Here is a 19,882-nt window from a genome sequence, read left to right as displayed (position 1 = left end):
TTTTTCGTATTTGTTAAGCTCCGTCCCGCCAAATAACGAAAAGGATTGAATAACCGTGAATATCAACAAACTGTTTTTAACATTGCTTGTCTCTGCGCCATTGGTTTTAACCGCCTGTGGTGGTGGTTCATCTGGCGGTTCTTCCGATGAGGATCCGGTCAACGCTGGCCAGGTAGGTGCATATAACGGAGCGACCACACAAGCGACCATTACGGATGGCAATAAAGAAGAGCTGGCTGAGGCTGGTGTTATTGGTAGCCGTCAGGCTGTGTCAAATAACGGTTTACCGACAGGGGCTAGTCTGGAAACAGTAGATACCCGCGCCGCTGATCAATTGATTCTGAATGCTGTGAAAGTACTGACGACAGCAACGGGTAGCACGGTTGATGTTTCTGAAGCATGTGACTCTGGTTCTGCAACAGCAACCTCCGAGGGTAATAGTATCACCATTAACTATAACCGCTGTGAAACAGGCGGTGTGGTTGTTAATGGTAGCGCTGTTGTTACGCGGAATGATGATGGTAGCAGTGTAATTGTTTATCGTAACTTCACCATGACTTATCAGGGCGAAACTCAAACTCTGAATGCCACTGTGACTTGCGATCGTTTCGATAATTGCCAGGTTGTATCCAGCTTCCGCGCCGATAATGGCCGTGATTACCGTGTAGATACGTCTTCTGTGAGTGGTAATGGCTTCAGCGGTTATAATGTGCGGGCGCGTGTTTATGATGCTGAACACGGTTATATTGATGTGGTTGCATCTGCGGTAAAATTTGATTGTGATAATGGCAATCCAAGCTCAGGCAGCATTAGCATTACGGCTGGCAATGAAACTGCCCGTTTAGATTTTGATAGCTGTTCTTCTTTCACACTGACCATTGATGGTGTAGCAGAAACCATTAACTGGTAAATCATTCAGGCGCCCTTCATTGGGCGCTTTTCATTTTATGAAACACCTCTTTTTTATTTTTTTATGCTGCTTGGCCTGGGTTAACGCCAGTGCCAATGACATTTCTTTTGAACTTAGCTCTGGTATTGAACATTTTTCATATAAAGAATTTTCCGATAATGGCTCAGAGTTGAATCATGAGACGGCGACCTTGCCTGTTGTATCGGCGGCCGCATTCTGGCATATCCATGATGTTGAGCTGATGCTTGCAGCCAGTATGCAGCAGGGAACAGCAGATTATCAGGGAGAGACTCAGGGCGGTGCGAATCTGGATACCAGTACCGATGAAGCACTTCGGCAATACCAGTTAGGGCTTAACTATCGACTGGGAGAAAGTCAGCGCCGGGTTGCCGTTCGTTACGCTTTTCATCACTGGCAACGGGATATTCAGCCTCGCGGATTCAGTTCGGGGCTATCCGAAACCTATCGCTGGCAGTTGTTCTCGTTGGGAATCATGCAAGACATTGGGCGTTGGCAGTTGAGTGGATTGCTAAATCGTTCAATGGAAAGCCGCGTGGATATTGATGCCACAGCATGCACATCCGCAGTGTCGGTTTACCCTCGCCCAGATCATGGTATTCAGGCAATTATTGATTATCGTTTTGAGTCAGTTCCTGCGGTTAAAATCAGTGCGGATTTTCAACAAATTCGTATGGCCAAAAGCCCGTATCAAACGGGCTCGTCTTGTGTTGGCCCAATTCGCTGGAGCGAACCGGATAATCGCCTGAATACCTACCGTATAAATTTTCACTGGCGCTTTTAATTACACTGGTATTATTTATCTTAAAACTTCCGTATCTAAATATTCGGGTACGATTGCATGCCAACCCAGTTCATCCTGAAGTTGCAAACGCATGGCATCAGCTGCGGAGCTTTCGCCATGGGTAATAAACACTTTTTTAGGTTTGGCAGGCATCTGTTTTAACCAATGTAAAATCTCCTGATAGTCTCCGTGGCTTGATAATGCCTGAAGGTTATGAACTTCCGCTTTAACCGGAAAATACATACCGTGAATTTTTACCCGCTCTGCACCATGGGTCATGGCATCACCACGAGTGCCAGCAGCTTGATACCCCAAAAATAAAATACTGTTTTTAGGATCGCGGACCAGGGTTTTTAAATGATGTAATACCCGGCCGCCGCTGGCCATGCCACTGGCTGAAATAATAATTGAAGGGTATTTCCGACCATTCAGCTCAATCGACTCTTCAACGGTTTTTACATAATGGGTCATCTCATCAATACGCTGACAGTCGTCTTTATTGAGTTTATGTAAGTCATGAAGATCATAAAAAATTTCTGTGGCTTTAATCGCCATCGGACTGTTCAGGTAAACCGGCATATGAGGGATGCGGTTTTGTGCCCTAAGTTTTTCCAATACGTGCAGTACCATTTGAGCACGGCCAACCGCAAATGCCGGCATTAACACAATGCCACCACGTTGTGCGGTGCGGTTGACGATGCTGGCAATGACTTCTTCTTCATTAACGTCTTCATGTAAGCGATCACCATAGGTTGATTCAACAACCAGATAATCGGTTGTAGGCAAAGGCTCTGGTGGATACATCACAACATCATTCTGACGACCAACATCACCGCTGAAGGTAATGCTGGTTCCTTTATATTCAAGACGAATAGCACTCGCCCCCAGAATATGACCGACAGGAATGAACTCAGCGGTCATACCACCGGGTAAATCAATTTGCTGACGAAAAGGTACAGATTTAAATTGTTTCAGAACTTTGCGTGCGTCGTCTTCGGTGTATAGTGGCTCGGCAGGTTCATGTTTAGAAAAACGTTTTTTATTCGCATACTTGGCATCTTCCTCCTGAAGAAAACCGGCATCCGGTAATAACACTTTGCATAATGCTTTTGTGGCATCGCTGCAGTGAATTGAACCATGGTAGCCACGCTTCATTAAAGCAGGTAAATAACCGGAATGATCAATATGGGCATGAGTTAATAATACCGCGTTCAGCTCACTGGCCTGAAACGGAAGGTCAGACCAGTTACGACTTCGGACATTTTTAATGCCCTGAAATAAACCACAATCAACCAGGATTTTATAGCGATCATAACTGATCAGATATTTTGATCCGGTGACGGTTCCGGTGGCACCTATAAATTGAACCTGAAAGGGGGCTTTCATATAACTCATCCTTTTATGCCATTGACCTGAGTCGGTTACTAACAGGTTAGATAATCGAGACTGGCCTCTCGTTGATTTATCGCAAGACTTCCCGGAAACAGCCTTTCTACACTGAATGCATCCCATCATGAAAAGATGCATATGGCACACGAATTCAATTTTTTAAAACTAAAGCGATTAGGTGTTGATACTCACCAAGAGGCGGTGGTGTACATGCGTCAGGATTGCCATGTGGCGATTGCTGAAGGGTTCACCGCCCAGTCGCGGGTGGAAGTGTGCACCGAATCGTCTTCCACCATTGCGACATTAGCATTGGTGAGTAATGAACTCTTATCCCATGAACAAGCAGGGGTATCGGAAGCTGCCTGGCGGTTATTAAACAAGCCTGCTGACGATGAGCATTTATCGTTTCGACACCCCAGAGCGGTTGATTCCATGTCCTTTGTGCGTGGCAAACTGTACGGTGAGCGTTTCACTGCTGAAACAGCTGCCGCTGTGATCCATGACATCAAACAAGGCCGGTATAGTGATATTCAGTTATCGGCGTTTGTGACTGCCTGTGCTGGTGATCGCCTGAATCTGGAAGAAACCGTTGCCATTACCCAGGCGATGGTGGCCAGTGGCCAGCGGTTTAACTGGGGAGAGTCAAAGGTACTCGACAAACATTGTGTTGGCGGATTACCTGGGAACCGAACCACTCCCATTGTCACGGCGATTATTGCCGCGAATGGTCTGATGATGCCAAAAACCTCAAGCCGGGCAATTACCTCACCAGCCGGTACCGCCGATACGATGGAAACCATGACGCCGGTTCAGCTTGAATTTGATCAGATGCAGCAGATAGTGGAACAACAAGGTGCATGCCTGGCCTGGGGCGGTTCCGTGTCGTTAAGCCCAACCGACGATATTGTGATTCGTGTCGAGCGGGCGCTGGATCTGGATAGTGAAGGTCAGCTGGTAGCCTCCGTTATTTCTAAAAAAGTGGCTGCCGGTTCACAGCAAGTGTTGATTGATATTCCGGTGGGGCCAACCGCTAAAGTGCGTTCACAAGCCATGGCTGAGCGTTTAGCGTCATTGTTGGAGCAAACCGGAAAAGCGATGGGACTGAATGTATCTACCGTGATCACCGATGGGACTCAACCCATTGGTCGGGGAATTGGTCCGGCGCTTGAGGCCCGTGATGTGTTACAGGTGTTAATGAATGACCAGAATGCACCGCAGGATCTGAAACAGAAGTCACTGCAGCTGGCAGGCACTATGCTGGAAATGGCTCAACACTGTGATGTTGGAGACGGTTTTAAGCTGGCGGAAGAGACACTGATCAGCGGTAACGCGATGGTGAAATTCTGTGCCATCTGTGATGCTCAGGGCGGTTTTCAACAACCCGGTACCGCCCCTTATACACACACAATCACGGCAACAGCTAACGGCGTGGTTGCTTATTTTAATAATCGTTTTATTTCCCGTTTGGCGTCATTAGCAGGCGCACCGAATGCAGTCACTGCGGGGTTGGAAGTGCATGTCCAGCTGGGTGATCAGGTACGTGTGGGTACACCGTTGTTCACGTTACACGCTGAAGCCCCGGGGGAGCTGCAATACGCTCTGGAATTTTTAGATGGTCACACCGATGTGGTTCGCATTGAAGAGGAATTGGTCTGATGTTGATTTTATGTATGGACGGTCACCAGCAGCTGGCTGAATCCTTATCCAAAGCACTGGCAGCCGAAGTGCTACCACTCGAAAGCCGCCATTTCCCTGATGGGGAATGGTATTTTAATTTACCGGCCAATGTTGAAGGCGAAGATGTGGTGGTGTTGTGCCACCTGCATCAGCCCAATGATAAAGCCTTAGGGCTGTTATTTATGGCGGCTCATCTGAAAGAAATGGGCGCTGAGCGGGTTGGTTTGGTTGCTCCTTACCTGGCCTATATGCGTCAGGATATTCGCTTCCAACCGGGGGAATGTTTAACGTCAAAATATTTTGCAAAATTAATCAGCGAACATTTTGATTATCTGGTGACAATTGATCCTCACCTGCATCGTTATCATCACTTAAACGAAATTTATTCCATTCCAACCCGCACGTTACATGCGACCCGAATTATTGGTGAATACCTCAGACAATTATCAGAACAAAATCCAGGGGATCCATTATTGGTGGTCGGTCCGGACGAAGAAAGTGAGCAATGGGCCAAAACCGTTGCAACCGCAGCCGGTTGTGAGCATCTGGTGCTGACAAAAACGCGCAGTGGCGATCGTGATGTGGCGATTGATATTCCCGATGTCGAGCGTTACCGAAATCATTTACCGGTGATGGTGGATGATATTATTTCAACCGGACGTACGATGCTGAGAACTGCGGAACAATTACAGCAACAGGGCTTAAAACACCCCTTGTGTATTGGTGTTCATGCGGTCTTCGCAGAGGGTGCTGAAGCGGAAATGTGCGCCGGTCCGATTGCAGATATCCGTACTTGTAATTGTATTCCCCACAATACCAATCAAATTGATATCAGCTATTTAATGACTCCGGCCATTCTGGAATTAATTTTAGAGTTGACCAGTAGTAAGACTGAAGCAACCACGGAGGGAAAAGCATGAGTCTTAATTTAAATTATATGCAGCAGCGTGAACGGTTTCAGGAACAGGAAATTGAAGCTCAGGCGCGCCAACACCGTGAGTTCGATAAAGACTTTGCCGACTGGGCTAACGGCAATGGTGTGATCGAGCATCAGCCTGCAACACAATTGCAGGTTTATGAATTAGCCACGGCCTTGCAAGAAGCGGGTGTAATCGCTGACAAAGCTGAATGTTATAAAAAACTAACCGCATTGGATGTATTAACGAATCAGGCCATGTGGCTGGTGATTCATATGACTTACGCCAAACATGTTTTTCTGGATGGCAGAGAGTTATCTCCACAGGATTTCAAACGAGATCCGCAGGGGCATACTGGTGGTTCGTTAAATATGGTTCCGGCTTATGCAGCCTATATGACCATTAACAGCCTGACGGGTATTCATCGTGACTGGTTAATGGGGCAAGGTCACTGTGTTGCCGCGATTGATGCGTTGCAATTACTTACCGGAACGGCATTACCTGAACGTAAGAAAGAATATCCACTGACCAATGATGGTCTGAGCCATTTTGTTCAGGATTTTTATAATTACCGGGTACGACCGGATGGCAAACCGTTATCGCCATTAGGCTCTCACGTTAATCCGAATACGGCCGGCGCTAAAATAGAAGGTGGCTATTTAGGTTTTGCCGGTTTGCAATACGTTCATATGCCACAAAAAGATGAGCGGCTGGTGGCATTTTTAAGTGATGGTGCCTTTGAAGAACAACGTGGCAGTGACTGGGCGGCGCGCTGGTGGCGTGCCAATGACTCCGGGTTAGTCAGTCCGATTATGATTGCCAATGGTCGCCGTATTGATCAGCGCACCACGGTTGCACAACAGGGTGGCAGTGACTGGTTTATTGATCACTTAAAACATCAGGGCTTTGCGCCATTTGTGATTGACGGTCGCGATCCGGCGGCGTTTGTTTGTGCTATTTATTTTATGGAGCAGCATTTGCAACATGCCGGTGAAGCCGCTGAAAAAGGTGAAGCCAGCTATCCCGTTCCGCTGCCTTATTGTATTGCCGAAACCGTGAAGGGCTTTGGTTTTCCCGGAGCCGGAACCAATGCGGCTCATGGTTTGCCATTAGGCAGTAATCCTCGTCGTGATGCCGATGCACTGGCATTTTTCCATCGTGGTATTAAAGACTTGCATCAGCCTGAAGCAAACTGGAAACAGGCAGCGCAGGTGCTGGTCCAACCGCGTTCACCAGAGCTACCGATTGCCGTGACGGTTAACCGCCAGGACCCACAATGGCTGAATGAAGCCATTGCGCCAATGGCAGCGATTGATCGGTATTTTGTGAATCTGGTTGAGATTAATGATCAGTTGCGGGTACGGGTGGGTAACCCGGATGAGTTGCGCTCCAACCGTATGAATCAAACACTCGATTTATTGCAGCATCGGGTAACCGATCCAGAAGAGGGTGTTGCTGAAGCCATTAATGGCCGGGTGATTACGGCGCTTAACGAAGAAGCCATTGTCAGTGCCTGTTTGGCTAATCAGGCCGGGCTTAATCTGGTTGTATCGTATGAAGCCTTTGCCACCAAAATGCTGGGTGCGTTACGCCAGGCGATTATTTTCTCACGCCATCAAAAAGAGGTGGGAGAACCGGCACCCTGGTTGGGGTTACCGATTATTTCCACTTCCCATGTCTGGGAGAACGGCAAAAATGAACAAAGTCACCAGGACCCAAGTCTGGCCGAAGCGCTGCTTGGTGAAATGGCTGATATGTCGCGGGTGGTTTTTCCGGCCGATGGCAACAGTGCCATGGCCTGTTTAAAAGCCTGTTACGGTGATTTGGGGGTGATCTGGAATCTGGTGATTCCCAAGTCCGTCATGCCGATGGTGTTGGATGCCCGTCAATCAGAAGCACTGGTTCAGGATGGTGCAGTCTGTGTGCGTGGTCATTGTGGTTCAGAATTGCAGCTGGTGGCTTGTGGTGCTCATCAGTTGCAACAGGCATTAAAAGCCAGTGATCGGTTAAAACAAAAAGGTGTGGCGCATTCTTTAATTTATTTGCTGGAGCCAGGGCGTTTCCGGGTGCCGCGTGATGGTTACGAAGCGCAGGTGAAAGCGTCGGAATCAGTAATGGATGCCTTATTCCCATCAACGGTGAAGTATCGTGTTTTCCTGAGTCACACTCGTCCGGAAATTCTGTTAGCTCATACCCGGCTGTTAGATCTGGGGCCACAAAATACCTTGGCTTTAGGGTATGTGAACCAGGGTGGCACGCTGGATGCGGAAGGACTGTTGTTTGCCAATCGTTGTACCTGGGCAGATGCGTTAGCCGCGTTAGCGCGGTTAGCTGATATTGAGCCAAGCGAATGGTTAACTGCCGAAGAGTGGGCTGCGATTCAAGGGCAAGGCGACCCGTATGATGTGATTAAACATCCTTATCCACCCGAAGAATAATTGATAACACTGAGTTGAAAGCAGAAAAATAAAAGGCCGTATTTATTAACAGCAATACGGCCTTTGTTCTTTTTACTCTGGCTCCCACGCTCTGCGTGGGAGCTAAACTCGATATGACTACCACGCAGAGAGTGGGAGCCAGGCATACAGTTTTTTATTTTTTGGATCGGTTATTTAACCGCAATACCCACCGGCAGTTGCTCAAACCAATCGAGAAACTCCGCTACATGGGGTGGTTTAAATAACCGGCCATGTTGTGGTGCCATAATATCAATATCCAGGTGACGCACTCGTCTTACCCAATCCAGTTTGGCATCATCCGATGGCATCCAGCGCTGGTGGAATTTTTGCATTTTTGGTGCATGGCTGGACATATTTTCCACCCACAATGGCGCATCGGTATGCTCCATTGCTGCACCCACATCGCCACTCATTAAAATTTTGGCTTTAGGGTCATACACATGAAAGTTGCCCGAAGAATGCAGATAATGGGCGGGAACAAACTGCAGCTGAATTTTATTCAGTGTTAATGTCAGACCTTCATCCGGAATGGCACAATATTCGATACGTTCCATGCCAAAGTGACGGATAAAGCTTTCCCATAACCAGGGCGAATACAGTTTTGCATTAGGTAATGCCTGATCCCATAAACCTAACGACGAAATAATATCCGGGTCCTGGTGAGAGGCGAATAAATGGGTAATCTGCTCGGCCGGAACAAACTTTAAAACCGCCGACAACATTGGGGCGAATAACTCGATGCCACCCGGGTCCAGCAGTATTGCCTGATTACCACTCTGAATCAGATATTGGTTGGTATCGATAATGCCTTCGGATTTATCCGGGTCACGGCCAAACATAATCCAGCGATGATCACCGTCTTCATAAATTGTGGTTGCTAACATAATCTCTGTTCTCGGTTTTTATTTGGCATCAGCGCTGACTTAATAAACTGCGGGCTTTGCTTAAATGGGTACGGATTTTATCGGCGGTATCGGTAATATTATTAGCGATGACTTCCAGTTGGCCGCGAAACTCTTCCGCTGACGACGCTTCTACTTTGCTGGAAGTGGCGATTAAATTGGCGGTGCGAATATGTTTATCGCCTTCTTCCAATTGTTCCTCCAGTTCGCGCAGGCCACGCTGTAATGATCCGGACAGCTGCTCCCGCTGCTGGAAACATTGCTCCATCGCCAGCGTTAATGAGGCTTTATTGGTGTCGTGCTGTTGGGAGATCCACTCGAATTTCTCCGCCGCCAGGGTTGAGCGCCATAAATTCACCGCTTCCTGAGATAACTTTTCAGAGACACCGTTGATATATTGTGATTGGCGAATAATGTCGCTGGCGAGCTCATCAATAAAATGAGTGATGGCTTTAAAACCAACGGTTTTTGACCCGGCGCGCACGGCCAATGCACGAGCATTTTTAGCCGTCAGTGCCAGGCCCTTGGCTTCCAGCATGGCCTGATGCAACTCCGCAGCAATACTGGCAGCCGTAACAAAAATAGGCGTGTTCATGGGTGAATCTCATCTCAAACTTATAGAAAGTATAGAAGCCTTTTATCGGCCTGCCGGATGAAATCATAAGCGGTTATTTTTGCGTCCTGTGGCGAATTAACGGTTTAACGGTAGTTCACTGCCCGCCGCATTGGTTTTTAACCAGCCCCTGATTCTGCGTTTTACCTGATGATGCTGTTCGTTCATCAGGTCTGCCGCTGAGATCGTTAGCTGACGATAATTCTGTCGTTGTTGATGGCGCATCATGCCCGCTCTGCGTTGGCTGTTATCGGAGCTGGCTCGGTTGTAATTGATAACCAGATCCAGAATCGGGATTTCCAGTTGAGTCAGTTGCTCTTCCAGGTACAACTGATCATGTGTGTTTTGTTGGGCATCAACCAATACCAGAGAAAACGCTTCGATGGATTTTTCCTCTTCTCCTTCACGCTGCTGTTGCTGATTTAATAGATAATTAACCGCCCAGGAGGCGCTGTTACCATTGGCAATAATCACCAGATTTAACTGCCCACGGCTTTTCAGATAATCCATGGCCGTGTTGACCCGATTACGCATGTGTTGCTGATAGCGCATCGACGCTGAAGTTTCCGTGAGTGCTTGGGTATCATTATCGGTACCTGTACTTTCAGCGGTGTCCGGTAACCGGTTCAGGCGGGGAAGGGCGGGTTCGTTATTCTCATCGGAGAGGGTATTGCCTGCTTCTGGCGGTTCAGGTTGGCCGCTGGTATTGCCGCCTATGCTGCCTGTGTCATCGTTTGTATCGGTTTCATTGCTGCTTTGCTCCGCAGGTGATGAGCCGGTTTCGTCAGCAGAGGCTGCTTCGTTTTCTGACGCTTCGTCGGCTGCTTCAACGGAGTCTGGTGATCCTGGTATGCCATAACTTGGCCGCTGAGGGAGTTGTGCAATGGGTTGCGAAGGCAGCTCAATGGCCAGTGTTGCCCAGCCATAGTCCGGTAAGTACTGTCGTAAAGGGCCAACAATTGTGGGCCATTGGGCGTGTTGCTGGTTGTCGTGTAACAGCAGAATCCCGCCCTGGGGCTGCCCCATGTTTTCCTGTAAAAACAAACCATGAAAGGATTCATCATCATTGACCAGCTCAACCACTTCACGTTGGCGCTGGTACAAACTCAGGTGATCAATAATCGACTGATGACGTTGGTGATCGGTTTGTGGCGAAACACGCTCCAGCACCTCGACCTTTGCATTGACTTCAGCTGTTTCTGAGGTCGGTTGTTCATCCTTATCTCCATCAATTTCGGTTTCCTCAAGTTCGGTTTTTTCCATGGCTTGCGGTTCATCTTCGCCATAGGCCGATACCGATAGCAGTAAGGCAAACTGCAACAAAAAACAGGGCAGTAAAAAATAATGAGCAAAGCGTGTAGAGAAAATCATGACAAGGTGTCCGGGCAAAAGCTAAGTGTAGTTATCGGTGTAGCGATGGTGTTACATAAGGAAAAGCAAGTTCCGTTCCCGACACTGAGTTTGATAATGCTACAATAGCGCCACTAACCATTAGCTTCGATAAACCGACGGTACTTCTATGACTGCCAGTTCAAACAACGCCACGCCAAACAAGCCTACATCAAGTAAGAACTGCCTGATTGCTCCTTCTATTTTATCCGCTGACTTTGCCCGGTTAGGTGAAGAAGTGGAAAACGTCCTCGCAGCAGGCGCTGACGTGGTTCACTTTGATGTGATGGACAACCATTACGTGCCGAATCTGACTATTGGCCCAATGGTGTGTAAGGCTTTGCGTAATCATGGCATTACCGCACCAATTGATGTGCACCTGATGGTGAACCCGGTGGATCGTCTGATTGGTGACTTTATCGACGCCGGTGCCAGTTACATCACTTTCCACCCGGAAGCGTCAGACCATATCGACCGTAGTCTACAACTGATTAAATCCGCGGGTTTAAAAGCGGGCCTGGTGTTTAATCCAGCGACACCGCTGCATTATATGGACTACGTGATGGACAAGCTGGACGTGGTCTTGCTGATGTCGGTTAACCCAGGTTTTGGCGGTCAATCCTTTATTCCGGCCACGTTGGATAAATTGCGTGAAGCGCGTGCCAAAATCGACGCCTCCGGTTATGACATCCGCCTGGAAATTGATGGTGGGGTGAAAGCCGACAACATTGGTGAAATTTATGAAGCCGGTGCCGATATGTTTGTGGCAGGTTCTGCCATCTTTAATGCACCGGATTACAAAACCGTGATTGATCAGATGCGTGCTGAAATGGCCACCATTGATGCTAAACGGTAATGCGATTCGCCGACTCGCTACAAGCGCTTTTCTCTGATCTAAATGGTTCTGGTCAAGACGGCACTGTTCCAAACGGCCTTGGACTGCTGCTGTTTGATCTGGATGGCACGCTGATCAATAGTGTGCCGGATCTGGCAGCTGCGGTAGATACTATGCTGCAACACTTCGGCCGCGAGCCCGCCGGAGCAGAGCAAGTCAGCCACTGGGTTGGCAACGGTGCCGATCAATTGATTCGCCGGGCACTGGCCGACGGTGACGAAGTCGCTGCCAATGCGTTTCCAGCCAGTGATATCCACCCCTGGCGCGACGTCTTTGATCAGGCCTACCTGGCTGCATTGCACCAAGCAACGGGTGTGTACCCCGGTGTGGAAGCCTTCCTGAATGGCATATCGCTGCCTAAAGTGCTTATCACCAACAAGCCCAGGTTATTCACTTTACCTTTATTGGAGTCGCTGGCTTGGAGTCAGCATTTCTCACTGGTGATTTGTGGCGATGATTTTGCTGAGAAAAAGCCGTCGCCGTTACCCCTGCTACATGCCTGCCGTGAGATGAAAGTATCCACCGATAACGCGCTCATGATTGGTGATTCCCGCCACGATATTGGCGCTGCTAAAGCTGCAAATATCAAAACCGTGGCCGTGAGTTATGGCTATAACCACGGTGAAAGCATTGCCCTGAGCCAGCCAGATTTGTTGGTGGATAACCTGATGGAGCTGGTTGCCAGCACTTAACAACACGGATACAACACAGAAACAACAAGGATATTGCTTAGATGTTAGAACTGAGCCTGAACTATTTAATCGTGCTTTGTGGCCTGCTGGTAACTGTCAGCGGTGCAATGATTGCGCTGGTAATGGGACGGAAACAGCAACAGCTTACACAGCATTATGAACAGCAACTGGCTCAACAACATGAGCAACAGTTGCTGCAACAACAAACGTTAGAACAGGCCCAAGGTGCGTTGACGAAATCGCAAGACGAGTTTGAGCAATTACAGCAACAGCATGCCCAGCAGCAAGAACAACAGCGTCTTGAACATGGCGAGTTACAGCAAGACTATCACCAGCAACAGCTAGAGTTAGCGCGGCAGCAACAAGATAACAAAAGCCAGCAACAACAGCTGACGATGCTGCAACAGGATAAGCAGCAGTTATCGCAGCAGGTTGATCAGTTACGTGACAACAATCAGCAGCTGCAGACACAGCTCGCCACCGAAAGCGAAACCCGCCAGCTGCAACAACAAAATGCCGAAGAAAAACTGCAGCTGCTGGAAGACAATAAAACTCAGCTATTAAAAGAGTTTGAGCTGTTGTCACAAAAGGTGCTGGAACAGAAGGCACAACAAATCAGCGAACAGAGCAAGCAACAAAGCGAGCAACAGAAACAAGGGTTGGATGCCTTACTGTCGCCGTTTAAGCAGCAGCTCGAGGGCTTACACAAAAAAGTGGAAGATGTGCATCTGCACGATGCCAAAGACCGGGCTTCTCTGCGGGCACAAATCGGCGAACTGCATAAACTGAATCAACAAATGAGCAGTGAAGCCCAGGCCCTGACAACCGCCTTACGCGGTGAACAGAAAGTGCAGGGTAACTGGGGCGAGATGGTGCTGGAAACCGTGCTGGAACGCTCGGGCTTACGTGCCGGTGAAGAATACGTGCGCGAACAGAGTCATCAAGATGACAGCGGCCAGCGTTATCGCCCGGATGTGATCATTAATCTGCCGGAAGGCAAACACATCATCATCGATGCCAAAGTGTCCCTGAATGCGTATACCGACTCCATCAATGCCGAGAATGATGAGCAGCAACAAGCTGCATTAAAGCGCCATGTGGAGTCAGTACGTGCTCACATCAAAGGCTTGAGCGAAAAAGCTTATCAGCAGCTGGAAGGGCTGAACTCACCAGACTTTGTATTCTTATTTATGCCGGTAGAACCGGCGTTTATGGCGGCTTTCCAACAAGATGAACAACTCTTTAACGATGCTTTTGAGCGTCGTATTGTGGTGGTAACACCAACAACCTTGTTGGCCACATTGCGCACCGTTGCCAGTTTATGGGCAATTGAACGACGTAACCGCAATACCGAAAAAATCGCCGATCAGGCACGACTAGTGTACGAAAAAGTGGTCAGCCTGGTGGATTATATGGAGAAACTGGGCAAACAACTTAACACCGCTCAGGGCACCTACGAAGATGCCTGGAAATCGTTAAAACAGGGGCGGGGCAACCTTCTGAATCGTGCCGATACCTTCCAGAAACTGGGCGTTCGGGTGAAAAAAGAGCTGGCCCGTAACCTGGTCGAGGAAGCCAACGCTGAGGACGAACTGCACCAATCGCTGGAGCAGGCACCGGCCCAGACACTCGACGCTGATAAGCATCAACAGCAAGAGATTGAGCTTTAGTCCGTTGTTACTGGCAGAAGCAGGCTGAAACAGTAAAAACCAAGTGTGGCAGTCAACAACTCAACCGATTGTGTTAGAATCCCCTGCTAATTTTCAACATTCACTAACGAATCAAGAGAGATCAGCCATGGATATTATGGAAGTCATCAAAGACCAGGTCGAAAACAACGACATCCTGTTGTACATGAAAGGTTCTCCGAACCAGCCAATGTGTGGTTTTTCCGCACAAACCGTACAGGCGGTCATGGAGTGTGGTCAGAAGTTCGCTTACGTTGACGTATTATCCAACCCGGAAATCCGTGAAAACCTGCCTAAATATGCCAACTGGCCAACCTTCCCACAATTATGGGTGAAAGGTGAACTGGTTGGAGGCTGCGATATCATTACCGATATGCATCAGAAAGGTGAGCTGAAGCCCGTATTGGAAGAAGCTACCCCCGCTGAATAAAATCTCGGTCGAAAAAAGCCTCTGTAAACAGAAGGTTAAAACAAAAAAGCCAGCACAATATGTGCTGGCTTTTTTGTTTCAGGAATAACGCATTTGGCGTGTTTGTTATCGCTTTTGTTGTGCTTTTTGAAACTTGTATTAAGAATAAGAATTATTTATACATCAAATAAGATTAATTCTGATTTTAATTCATTTTTTTCTTTGTGCTGCTAATGAGATTTGCTAGCATTCTCGCTCATATTTTAGACCTTATACATGTAACCTAACTGAGAAGAGAATTCAGATGAAACTGATTAAAGGCATTTCAATTTTGTCGGCAGCTGTTTTGCTGGCAGCCTGTGGCAGTGATGACGACGATGATAATGATCCTGCACCATTAACTACCTACACGTTTGCCAGTGTGGTTGATAATCAGGAATCAGCAGTTTCCTACTCAGGTCAGGTTGCTCGCCAGGCTCTGATTAATGAGTTAAAAGGTTTTATTGCTAGCGATGCTCTGCAAAACAATGGTTTAACAAAAGATCAGGCAGTAACGGCTCTGAACCGAATTTACGCAGCAGGGACCACGGATGCAGTTGGCAACCTGGCAAGTAATAACCTCTACACCGGTGCTGCTAATGAAGCGACCGATGTTAATGTAAAAGTCAAAACTGCAGATGCTGAGTTGTTGCAGGGCGATTTCTCTGAGTTGTCTGATGATAAAAATTTGTTAGGCAAAACAGCTGGTGTTGATAATGCTCTGACACTGGACAAGTTTATTGGCTGGGATGTTGATGCAGTAGCCGTACCTGGTAAAGACTCAGCTACAGGTGAACGTTCTAAGCCTTATGCCCTGATTCAAGAGTGGTTTGATGCGGTTGCTACCCTGGCAGTCGTTGATGGTGAAACTGATTTTGTTGATGAGTCAAAAGGTTTGGACTACCAGCAATTAATCCAGAAATTCTTGCTGGGTTCTGTGACTTACTCTCAGGCAGCAGAGGACTATCTGAAAGCGGATAAAGGTTTGGTTAAGCAAAACTCCGCTGCAGATAAAGAAGGGAAGCCTTACACCAGTCTTGAGCACCAGTGGGATGAAGGTTTTGGTTACTTCGGTGCGGCACGTGATTACAACAATTACAGTGATGCTGACAACAAATCCAAACAGGATAACGATACCAATGGCGATGGCAAAATCGACCTGAATGCTGAATACAGCTTTGGTAATTCTGTTAATGCTGCTAAGCGTGACGTAGGTTCTGCAGACTTCACAGCAACTGACTTCTCTAAGAATGCGATGGATGCTTTCCTGAAAGGCCGTCAGATTATCCAGAGTAACTATGGTACTGACCCAGTTGCTGGCGAAGGTTACCATGCTGAACTGGTTGAGCAGGCCGGTATTGCTTTAGAAAACTGGGAAAAAGCCATTGCTGCGACGGTTGTTCATTATATCAATGATACCAACAGCGACTTAGGCAAAGTTGACTCAGCCGATTTTAATATGGCTGACCTAGCTAAACACTGGGGTGAAATGAAAGGTTTTGCTCTGGGTCTGCAATTCAGCCCAATCACCAAGTTTACTCAAGCAGATCAGGAAAAAATGCATGAGTTAATGGGTGAACAGCCTGTGTTCGAGAACAAAGCAGATGCCGATGCATATGCAGCGAAGCTGTTAGAAGCTCGTGGCATCATTGCGAAAGCTTACAATTTTGCTGATAACAACGTTGCAAACTGGTAATTAAAACCAGTCAATTTTGTTATTATCAGGGCTGCTTCGGCAGCCCTTTGTCGTTTAAATCCATTTAAAAAGGTGGGGAATATGTCAGTTAAATTATGGTCTGGTATTGCTGTCAGTACGTTACTCGTGGCTTGTGGCGGCGGTGGCGGCTCTTCATCCGGCGGTGGCCCTGCTACAGACAACTGTACTAGCCTGAACTCTGAATCATTTAACTGTGCAACCAGTTTACGTTCAGTTGTTAATAACGCAGTTAAACCTGCAGTTAATGAATTGCAAACTGCCTTGCAAACGCTGGATTCAACCACCCAAGCATATTGTAGCGATTTGGCTGATGATGCTAAAAAAGCTGCGGCACAAAATGCATGGAAAGTTGCCATGGATCAGTGGCAACAACTGGAAGTCATGCAGTTTGGCCCAATTGCTGAACAGCGTTCTAATTTTTATAACTGGAATAAGAACGATAGCTGTAAAGTAGATGAAGAAGTTGTGAACTCAACGGCTGCGAGTTACCAGCTGACGAATAACGTTGAGCCGGTACGTTTCTCCTTGGATGCACTGGATTATTTATTGTTTACCACTTCTTCTAATATCAGTTGCCCTGCTGGTACATCCACGGCAATTGATAACTGGAATGCTCAGAGTGAAGCCGAGCGCCTGAGCGAACGCTGCGCTTATACTCAGTTAGCAACGGCACACATGGTAAGCAACGTGGCTGCGTTAAAAACAGCAGTTGATAATTATGATATTGGTGCCTCATCTAACTTACAGGCGGCTGCTGACAGCATCTCTGATGCGTTATTCTATATTGATAAACAAACTAAAGATGCGAAGCTGACGGCAGTATTCCCACCATCAGGAAGTGCCGCTTTTAAGTTATCTTCATTGGAGTTTGATGCACGTAACCCATACGGCAAAGAAGCGATTCAGGCAAACCTGGAAGGTGCTTTAGCGGTGATGGATAATGGCATGGACGATTATCTGGTTGCGGCGGGGCAATCTGCTCTTGCAACTGGCATGAAGCAAAAATTACAGACTGCCATTGATGCCACTGCTGCAATTAACGGTGATATTCGTTCGATTTTAACTGGCGCTGATGCAGCAACTTGTATTAATGCTGCCAGCGATGCTTCTGAGTTGGAAAAAGTCTGCTCTCTTGATAATAAAATTAAAGACTTTACTGATGACTTAAAAGGCCAGTTTGTTATGACGTTAGGCTTCAGTGTGCCAAATAACGCACAAGGCGATAACGACTAACTAGCCCAGTTATATATGAGTGGTGACATTGAATTCACCCAATGTCACCACTCATATGATTTCCCCACCAAATAGTTTTCTGCTGTTTCAGTGTTACTTCCGTTAATCCTGATTGATCATAGCGCCATAATCTGCCTTGTCCCTGACTGATATACGCTGTTTTTCCTGCGCGATCAGCAACCACGCCTTTGGCATATTGCAGCGACTGATGCTGCTGTAGTTCGGGCGTTGTTTTTTGAGTGTTCCACTGACTGATCAGATGTCCACGCGGATTGGTAATTAACGCCTGAGAATCACCAAACGCTGTAACACTGGCACTGTAGCCCTGCATTTTAAAATGAAAGGCACCAGGTTGATTATCACTAAATGACAGACGATTCTGCTCTGGTTTCGCTAAGGCAATCACAACAGGGTATCGGTCGTCTTTTTTATACTGGCAGCCAATAATTAAATCACCATTGGGCAGTGCATCAAGATGACGTGCGGTTAATGCATCCTGATTAACAAACCACTGATGGATAATGGTTTGTTGCTGGGTATCAAACAAGCTGACATTAGAGTGTATGTCGTCAATATTTAGCGGCTTTCGGCCAGAATCCGGATGAGTTTTAACACCGGTGTTGGCAATGGCTAACACGGTTCTGTTTGATGTAGTTCTGTTTGATGTAGTGGAGGTTTGCCAGACCAGTTCATGGGGGCCAATACCACCACTATCAAACTCATTAATCACGGATAAATTGTCGGCTTTAAGCTTAAGCAGCTTCCCGCCAGTGGTTTGGTAGTTACTGGCAGTGGCGTAAATAAATTGTCCATCATCAGAGAACACCGCGTGGCCTTCAAAATGTTGATGGTTTGGCGGTAATGTTGACGCTATAAGCTTGCCATCGAAATCGTACAAGGTTAATGCGGCTCCGGGAATTCGGGAGCACACTAGAATGTGCTTTAAATCGGGTGAGAAGCACGCCAGATGCACTTCATCGTTAACGGTAAAGTCAGCGCGCACATTACCTTGTGGATCAAACGCCATTACGCCGTATTGATACGTCTCAGATGTTGGGGCTGGTTGAATACGATAACCGCTGACCAGCCAGCCATTCGGTGTTGTTAATCCGGCGAAATCACAGGCGCTTAATAACGGCAAACTAAGTCCGGCATGTAAAAACTGGCGACGTCGGATGGCCATGGTTATCTCTTTAGTAATAGCTGGTGTAATAAAGGTTTATCGACTTTAGGTAATGACACGGTTTGCTCATTGTTGGCTTGTGTCCAGGTGCCGAATAACTTATCCCAGATTGCCAGTACGGAACCCAGATTCTGGCGACTGTAGCCGGGTGAGTGATGCAATTGGTGTTGGACAGGGCTGATCAGAAAATGTTCCAACTTACCGAAGCTGATCGGCACCATGCTATGGCGCAGGTTGGCACCAAAAATATTAAATAATAAAACAAATCCTGAAATACCAAAGAGTTGCCATGCCTGCTGCTGAACACCAAAGCCATAAAAGAAAATACCAATCATCAGGCCATGTACACAAGATGAGCGCAGTTGATACAGCAGTTTCTCCAGTGGGTGAACTCTGAATAATGACAAAGGGGTAAGGATTGAAGCGCTGTGATGCACCGCGTGGATACGCCATAACCAGCGGCTATGGAGTAGCTTATGCAAACCGTAACGACTCAGATCTTCGGCCAGAAACAATACAATGCTATAGCTAACCAGTAACGTCAGGGAAGTGCTGGTTGCTAACTCGGCAGCAGGAGAAAGACTGCTGAGCGCAATAAAAGCCCAATTTGCCATACTGATACTAACAACCAGCCAGAACCCTGCGGAGCCAATAAAAATCAGACTGTTCAGAAGAATTAACAGGTAGTCTTGCCGGGTTGATGTGTTCCACCAATAAGACAGTGTCAACCAGGGTTTCAGGTGTTGTTTTCGACTTGGCCATGAGGCTGTTGCCCATATAACAACAATCACGGCAGCACTGAGCCAATAAGCCCAAAAAGTTCGGCTTTCTGGTGTCCAAATAATGGCTGATAACGCCTGAAGCCACTGTATCAGGGTAAATAACAAGCCATCCGGAAACATATCGGGAAAAGCTGACATAGCAAGGTTGCAACTAAATCAAAGTCTGAATGATAACTCATCTCCAAC

Annotated in this window: 17 protein-coding genes; 11 read left to right on the top strand and 6 right to left on the bottom strand. The window is 47.4% G+C overall.

Going from position 1 to position 19,882, the window contains the following annotated elements:
• Positions 1–55 precede the first annotated feature (55 nt).
• Positions 56–910 (top strand): hypothetical protein, encoded by an 855-nt coding sequence (locus KFF03_RS13360; protein WP_255857423.1) that lies wholly within the window; start codon positions 56–58, stop codon positions 908–910.
• Between the two features lie 37 nt (positions 911–947).
• Complete coding sequence (locus tag KFF03_RS13355) at positions 948–1,712, top strand: hypothetical protein (RefSeq protein ID WP_255857422.1); 765 nt, start codon at positions 948–950, stop codon at positions 1,710–1,712.
• A gap of 15 nt (positions 1,713–1,727) precedes the next feature.
• Here the strand turns inward: KFF03_RS13355 and KFF03_RS13350 are convergent, their stop codons facing one another.
• Complete coding sequence (locus KFF03_RS13350) at positions 1,728–3,098, bottom strand: MBL fold metallo-hydrolase (protein ID WP_255857421.1); 1,371 nt, start codon at positions 3,096–3,098, stop codon at positions 1,728–1,730.
• 141 nt (positions 3,099–3,239) lie between these two features.
• Here KFF03_RS13350 and KFF03_RS13345 point away from each other — a divergent pair, with 141 nt between their 5' ends.
• The 3 genes from KFF03_RS13345 to KFF03_RS13335 are packed head-to-tail and all read left to right on the top strand — an operon-like array spanning position 3,240 to position 8,133.
• Positions 3,240–4,757 (top strand): thymidine phosphorylase family protein, encoded by a 1,518-nt coding sequence (locus KFF03_RS13345; protein WP_255857420.1) that lies wholly within the window; start codon positions 3,240–3,242, stop codon positions 4,755–4,757.
• Entirely contained in the window at positions 4,757–5,698 is a 942-nt protein-coding gene (locus tag KFF03_RS13340; RefSeq protein ID WP_255857419.1) for a ribose-phosphate pyrophosphokinase, read from the top strand. The genes KFF03_RS13345 and KFF03_RS13340 overlap by 1 nt, the downstream gene beginning before the upstream one ends.
• Positions 5,695–8,133, top strand: a complete 2,439-nt coding sequence (locus KFF03_RS13335) for a xylulose 5-phosphate 3-epimerase (RefSeq protein ID WP_255857418.1) — start codon at positions 5,695–5,697, stop codon at positions 8,131–8,133. Before KFF03_RS13340 ends, KFF03_RS13335 begins: the two co-directional genes overlap by 4 nt.
• A 170-nt stretch (positions 8,134–8,303) precedes the next feature.
• Here KFF03_RS13335 and KFF03_RS13330 read toward each other — a convergent pair whose 3' ends face one another.
• From KFF03_RS13330 to KFF03_RS13320, 3 genes are all read right to left on the bottom strand, one after another.
• Positions 8,304–9,038, bottom strand: coding sequence for an MBL fold metallo-hydrolase (locus tag KFF03_RS13330; protein WP_255857417.1), 735 nt, complete (start codon positions 9,036–9,038; stop codon positions 8,304–8,306).
• A gap of 28 nt (positions 9,039–9,066) precedes the next feature.
• The gene (locus KFF03_RS13325) at positions 9,067–9,651 is read right to left on the bottom strand and encodes a hypothetical protein (RefSeq protein ID WP_255857416.1); all 585 of its coding nucleotides are present in this window, start codon (positions 9,649–9,651) and stop codon (positions 9,067–9,069) included.
• A gap of 96 nt (positions 9,652–9,747) precedes the next feature.
• Positions 9,748–11,040 carry a DUF3530 family protein gene (locus tag KFF03_RS13320; RefSeq protein ID WP_255857415.1) on the bottom strand — a complete coding sequence of 431 codons (1,293 nt, stop codon included), beginning with the start codon at positions 11,038–11,040 and terminating at the stop codon, positions 9,748–9,750.
• Between the two features lie 148 nt (positions 11,041–11,188).
• Between KFF03_RS13320 and rpe the strand changes: the two genes are divergently transcribed.
• From rpe to KFF03_RS13290, 6 genes are all read left to right on the top strand, one after another.
• Positions 11,189–11,914 carry a ribulose-phosphate 3-epimerase gene (rpe, locus tag KFF03_RS13315; protein WP_255857414.1) on the top strand — a complete coding sequence of 242 codons (726 nt, stop codon included), beginning with the start codon at positions 11,189–11,191 and terminating at the stop codon, positions 11,912–11,914.
• On the top strand, positions 11,914–12,645 hold the full coding sequence (locus tag KFF03_RS13310; protein WP_255857413.1) for a phosphoglycolate phosphatase: 732 nt from the start codon (positions 11,914–11,916) through the stop codon (positions 12,643–12,645). The genes rpe and KFF03_RS13310 overlap by 1 nt, the downstream gene beginning before the upstream one ends.
• A gap of 41 nt (positions 12,646–12,686) precedes the next feature.
• Positions 12,687–14,315: a DNA recombination protein RmuC gene (gene rmuC / locus KFF03_RS13305; RefSeq protein ID WP_255857412.1), complete on the top strand. Its 1,629-nt coding sequence runs from the start codon at positions 12,687–12,689 to the stop codon at positions 14,313–14,315.
• Positions 14,316–14,442: 127 nt separating this feature from the next.
• On the top strand, positions 14,443–14,763 hold the full coding sequence (grxD, locus tag KFF03_RS13300) for a Grx4 family monothiol glutaredoxin (RefSeq protein ID WP_255857411.1): 321 nt from the start codon (positions 14,443–14,445) through the stop codon (positions 14,761–14,763).
• 283 nt (positions 14,764–15,046) lie between these two features.
• On the top strand, positions 15,047–16,477 hold the full coding sequence (locus KFF03_RS13295; RefSeq protein ID WP_255857410.1) for a DUF4856 domain-containing protein: 1,431 nt from the start codon (positions 15,047–15,049) through the stop codon (positions 16,475–16,477).
• Between the two features lie 81 nt (positions 16,478–16,558).
• Positions 16,559–17,731, top strand: coding sequence for an imelysin family protein (locus KFF03_RS13290; RefSeq protein WP_255857409.1), 1,173 nt, complete (start codon positions 16,559–16,561; stop codon positions 17,729–17,731).
• Between the two features lie 34 nt (positions 17,732–17,765).
• On the opposite strand, the gene KFF03_RS13285 is transcribed toward KFF03_RS13290, so the two are convergent.
• Together KFF03_RS13285 and KFF03_RS13280 are read right to left on the bottom strand one after the other, a co-directional pair.
• Positions 17,766–18,914 (bottom strand): DUF1513 domain-containing protein, encoded by a 1,149-nt coding sequence (locus KFF03_RS13285; protein WP_255857408.1) that lies wholly within the window; start codon positions 18,912–18,914, stop codon positions 17,766–17,768.
• Positions 18,915–18,916: 2 nt separating this feature from the next.
• Positions 18,917–19,834, bottom strand: coding sequence for a sterol desaturase family protein (locus KFF03_RS13280; RefSeq protein WP_255857407.1), 918 nt, complete (start codon positions 19,832–19,834; stop codon positions 18,917–18,919).
• Positions 19,835–19,882 lie beyond the last annotated feature (48 nt).

The organism is Bacterioplanoides sp. SCSIO 12839 (genome assembly GCF_024397975.1).
GTDB lineage: Bacteria > Pseudomonadota > Gammaproteobacteria > Pseudomonadales > Oceanobacteraceae > Bacterioplanoides.
The sequence above is the reverse complement of the archived record's forward strand: the minus strand, read 5'-3'. Positions and strand labels throughout refer to the sequence as shown.

Excerpts from the sequence above, each read along its gene's own strand:
- KFF03_RS13355 (WP_255857422.1), top strand. The coding sequence starts at position 948 with ATGAAACACCTCTTTTTTATTTTTTTATGCTGCTTGGCCTGGGTTAAC.
- KFF03_RS13350 (WP_255857421.1), bottom strand. The coding sequence starts at position 3,098 with ATGAAAGCCCCCTTTCAGGTTCAATTTATAGGTGCCACCGGAACCGTC.
- KFF03_RS13345 (WP_255857420.1), top strand. The coding sequence starts at position 3,240 with ATGGCACACGAATTCAATTTTTTAAAACTAAAGCGATTAGGTGTTGAT.
- KFF03_RS13340 (WP_255857419.1), top strand. The coding sequence starts at position 4,757 with ATGTTGATTTTATGTATGGACGGTCACCAGCAGCTGGCTGAATCCTTA.
- KFF03_RS13335 (WP_255857418.1), top strand. The coding sequence starts at position 5,695 with ATGAGTCTTAATTTAAATTATATGCAGCAGCGTGAACGGTTTCAGGAA.
- KFF03_RS13330 (WP_255857417.1), bottom strand. The coding sequence starts at position 9,038 with ATGTTAGCAACCACAATTTATGAAGACGGTGATCATCGCTGGATTATG.
- KFF03_RS13325 (WP_255857416.1), bottom strand. The coding sequence starts at position 9,651 with ATGAACACGCCTATTTTTGTTACGGCTGCCAGTATTGCTGCGGAGTTG.
- KFF03_RS13320 (WP_255857415.1), bottom strand. The coding sequence starts at position 11,040 with ATGATTTTCTCTACACGCTTTGCTCATTATTTTTTACTGCCCTGTTTT.
- rpe (WP_255857414.1), top strand. The coding sequence starts at position 11,189 with ATGACTGCCAGTTCAAACAACGCCACGCCAAACAAGCCTACATCAAGT.
- KFF03_RS13310 (WP_255857413.1), top strand. The coding sequence starts at position 11,914 with ATGCGATTCGCCGACTCGCTACAAGCGCTTTTCTCTGATCTAAATGGT.
- rmuC (WP_255857412.1), top strand. The coding sequence starts at position 12,687 with ATGTTAGAACTGAGCCTGAACTATTTAATCGTGCTTTGTGGCCTGCTG.
- grxD (WP_255857411.1), top strand. The coding sequence starts at position 14,443 with ATGGATATTATGGAAGTCATCAAAGACCAGGTCGAAAACAACGACATC.
- KFF03_RS13295 (WP_255857410.1), top strand. The coding sequence starts at position 15,047 with ATGAAACTGATTAAAGGCATTTCAATTTTGTCGGCAGCTGTTTTGCTG.
- KFF03_RS13290 (WP_255857409.1), top strand. The coding sequence starts at position 16,559 with ATGTCAGTTAAATTATGGTCTGGTATTGCTGTCAGTACGTTACTCGTG.
- KFF03_RS13285 (WP_255857408.1), bottom strand. The coding sequence starts at position 18,914 with ATGGCCATCCGACGTCGCCAGTTTTTACATGCCGGACTTAGTTTGCCG.
- KFF03_RS13280 (WP_255857407.1), bottom strand. The coding sequence starts at position 19,834 with ATGTCAGCTTTTCCCGATATGTTTCCGGATGGCTTGTTATTTACCCTG.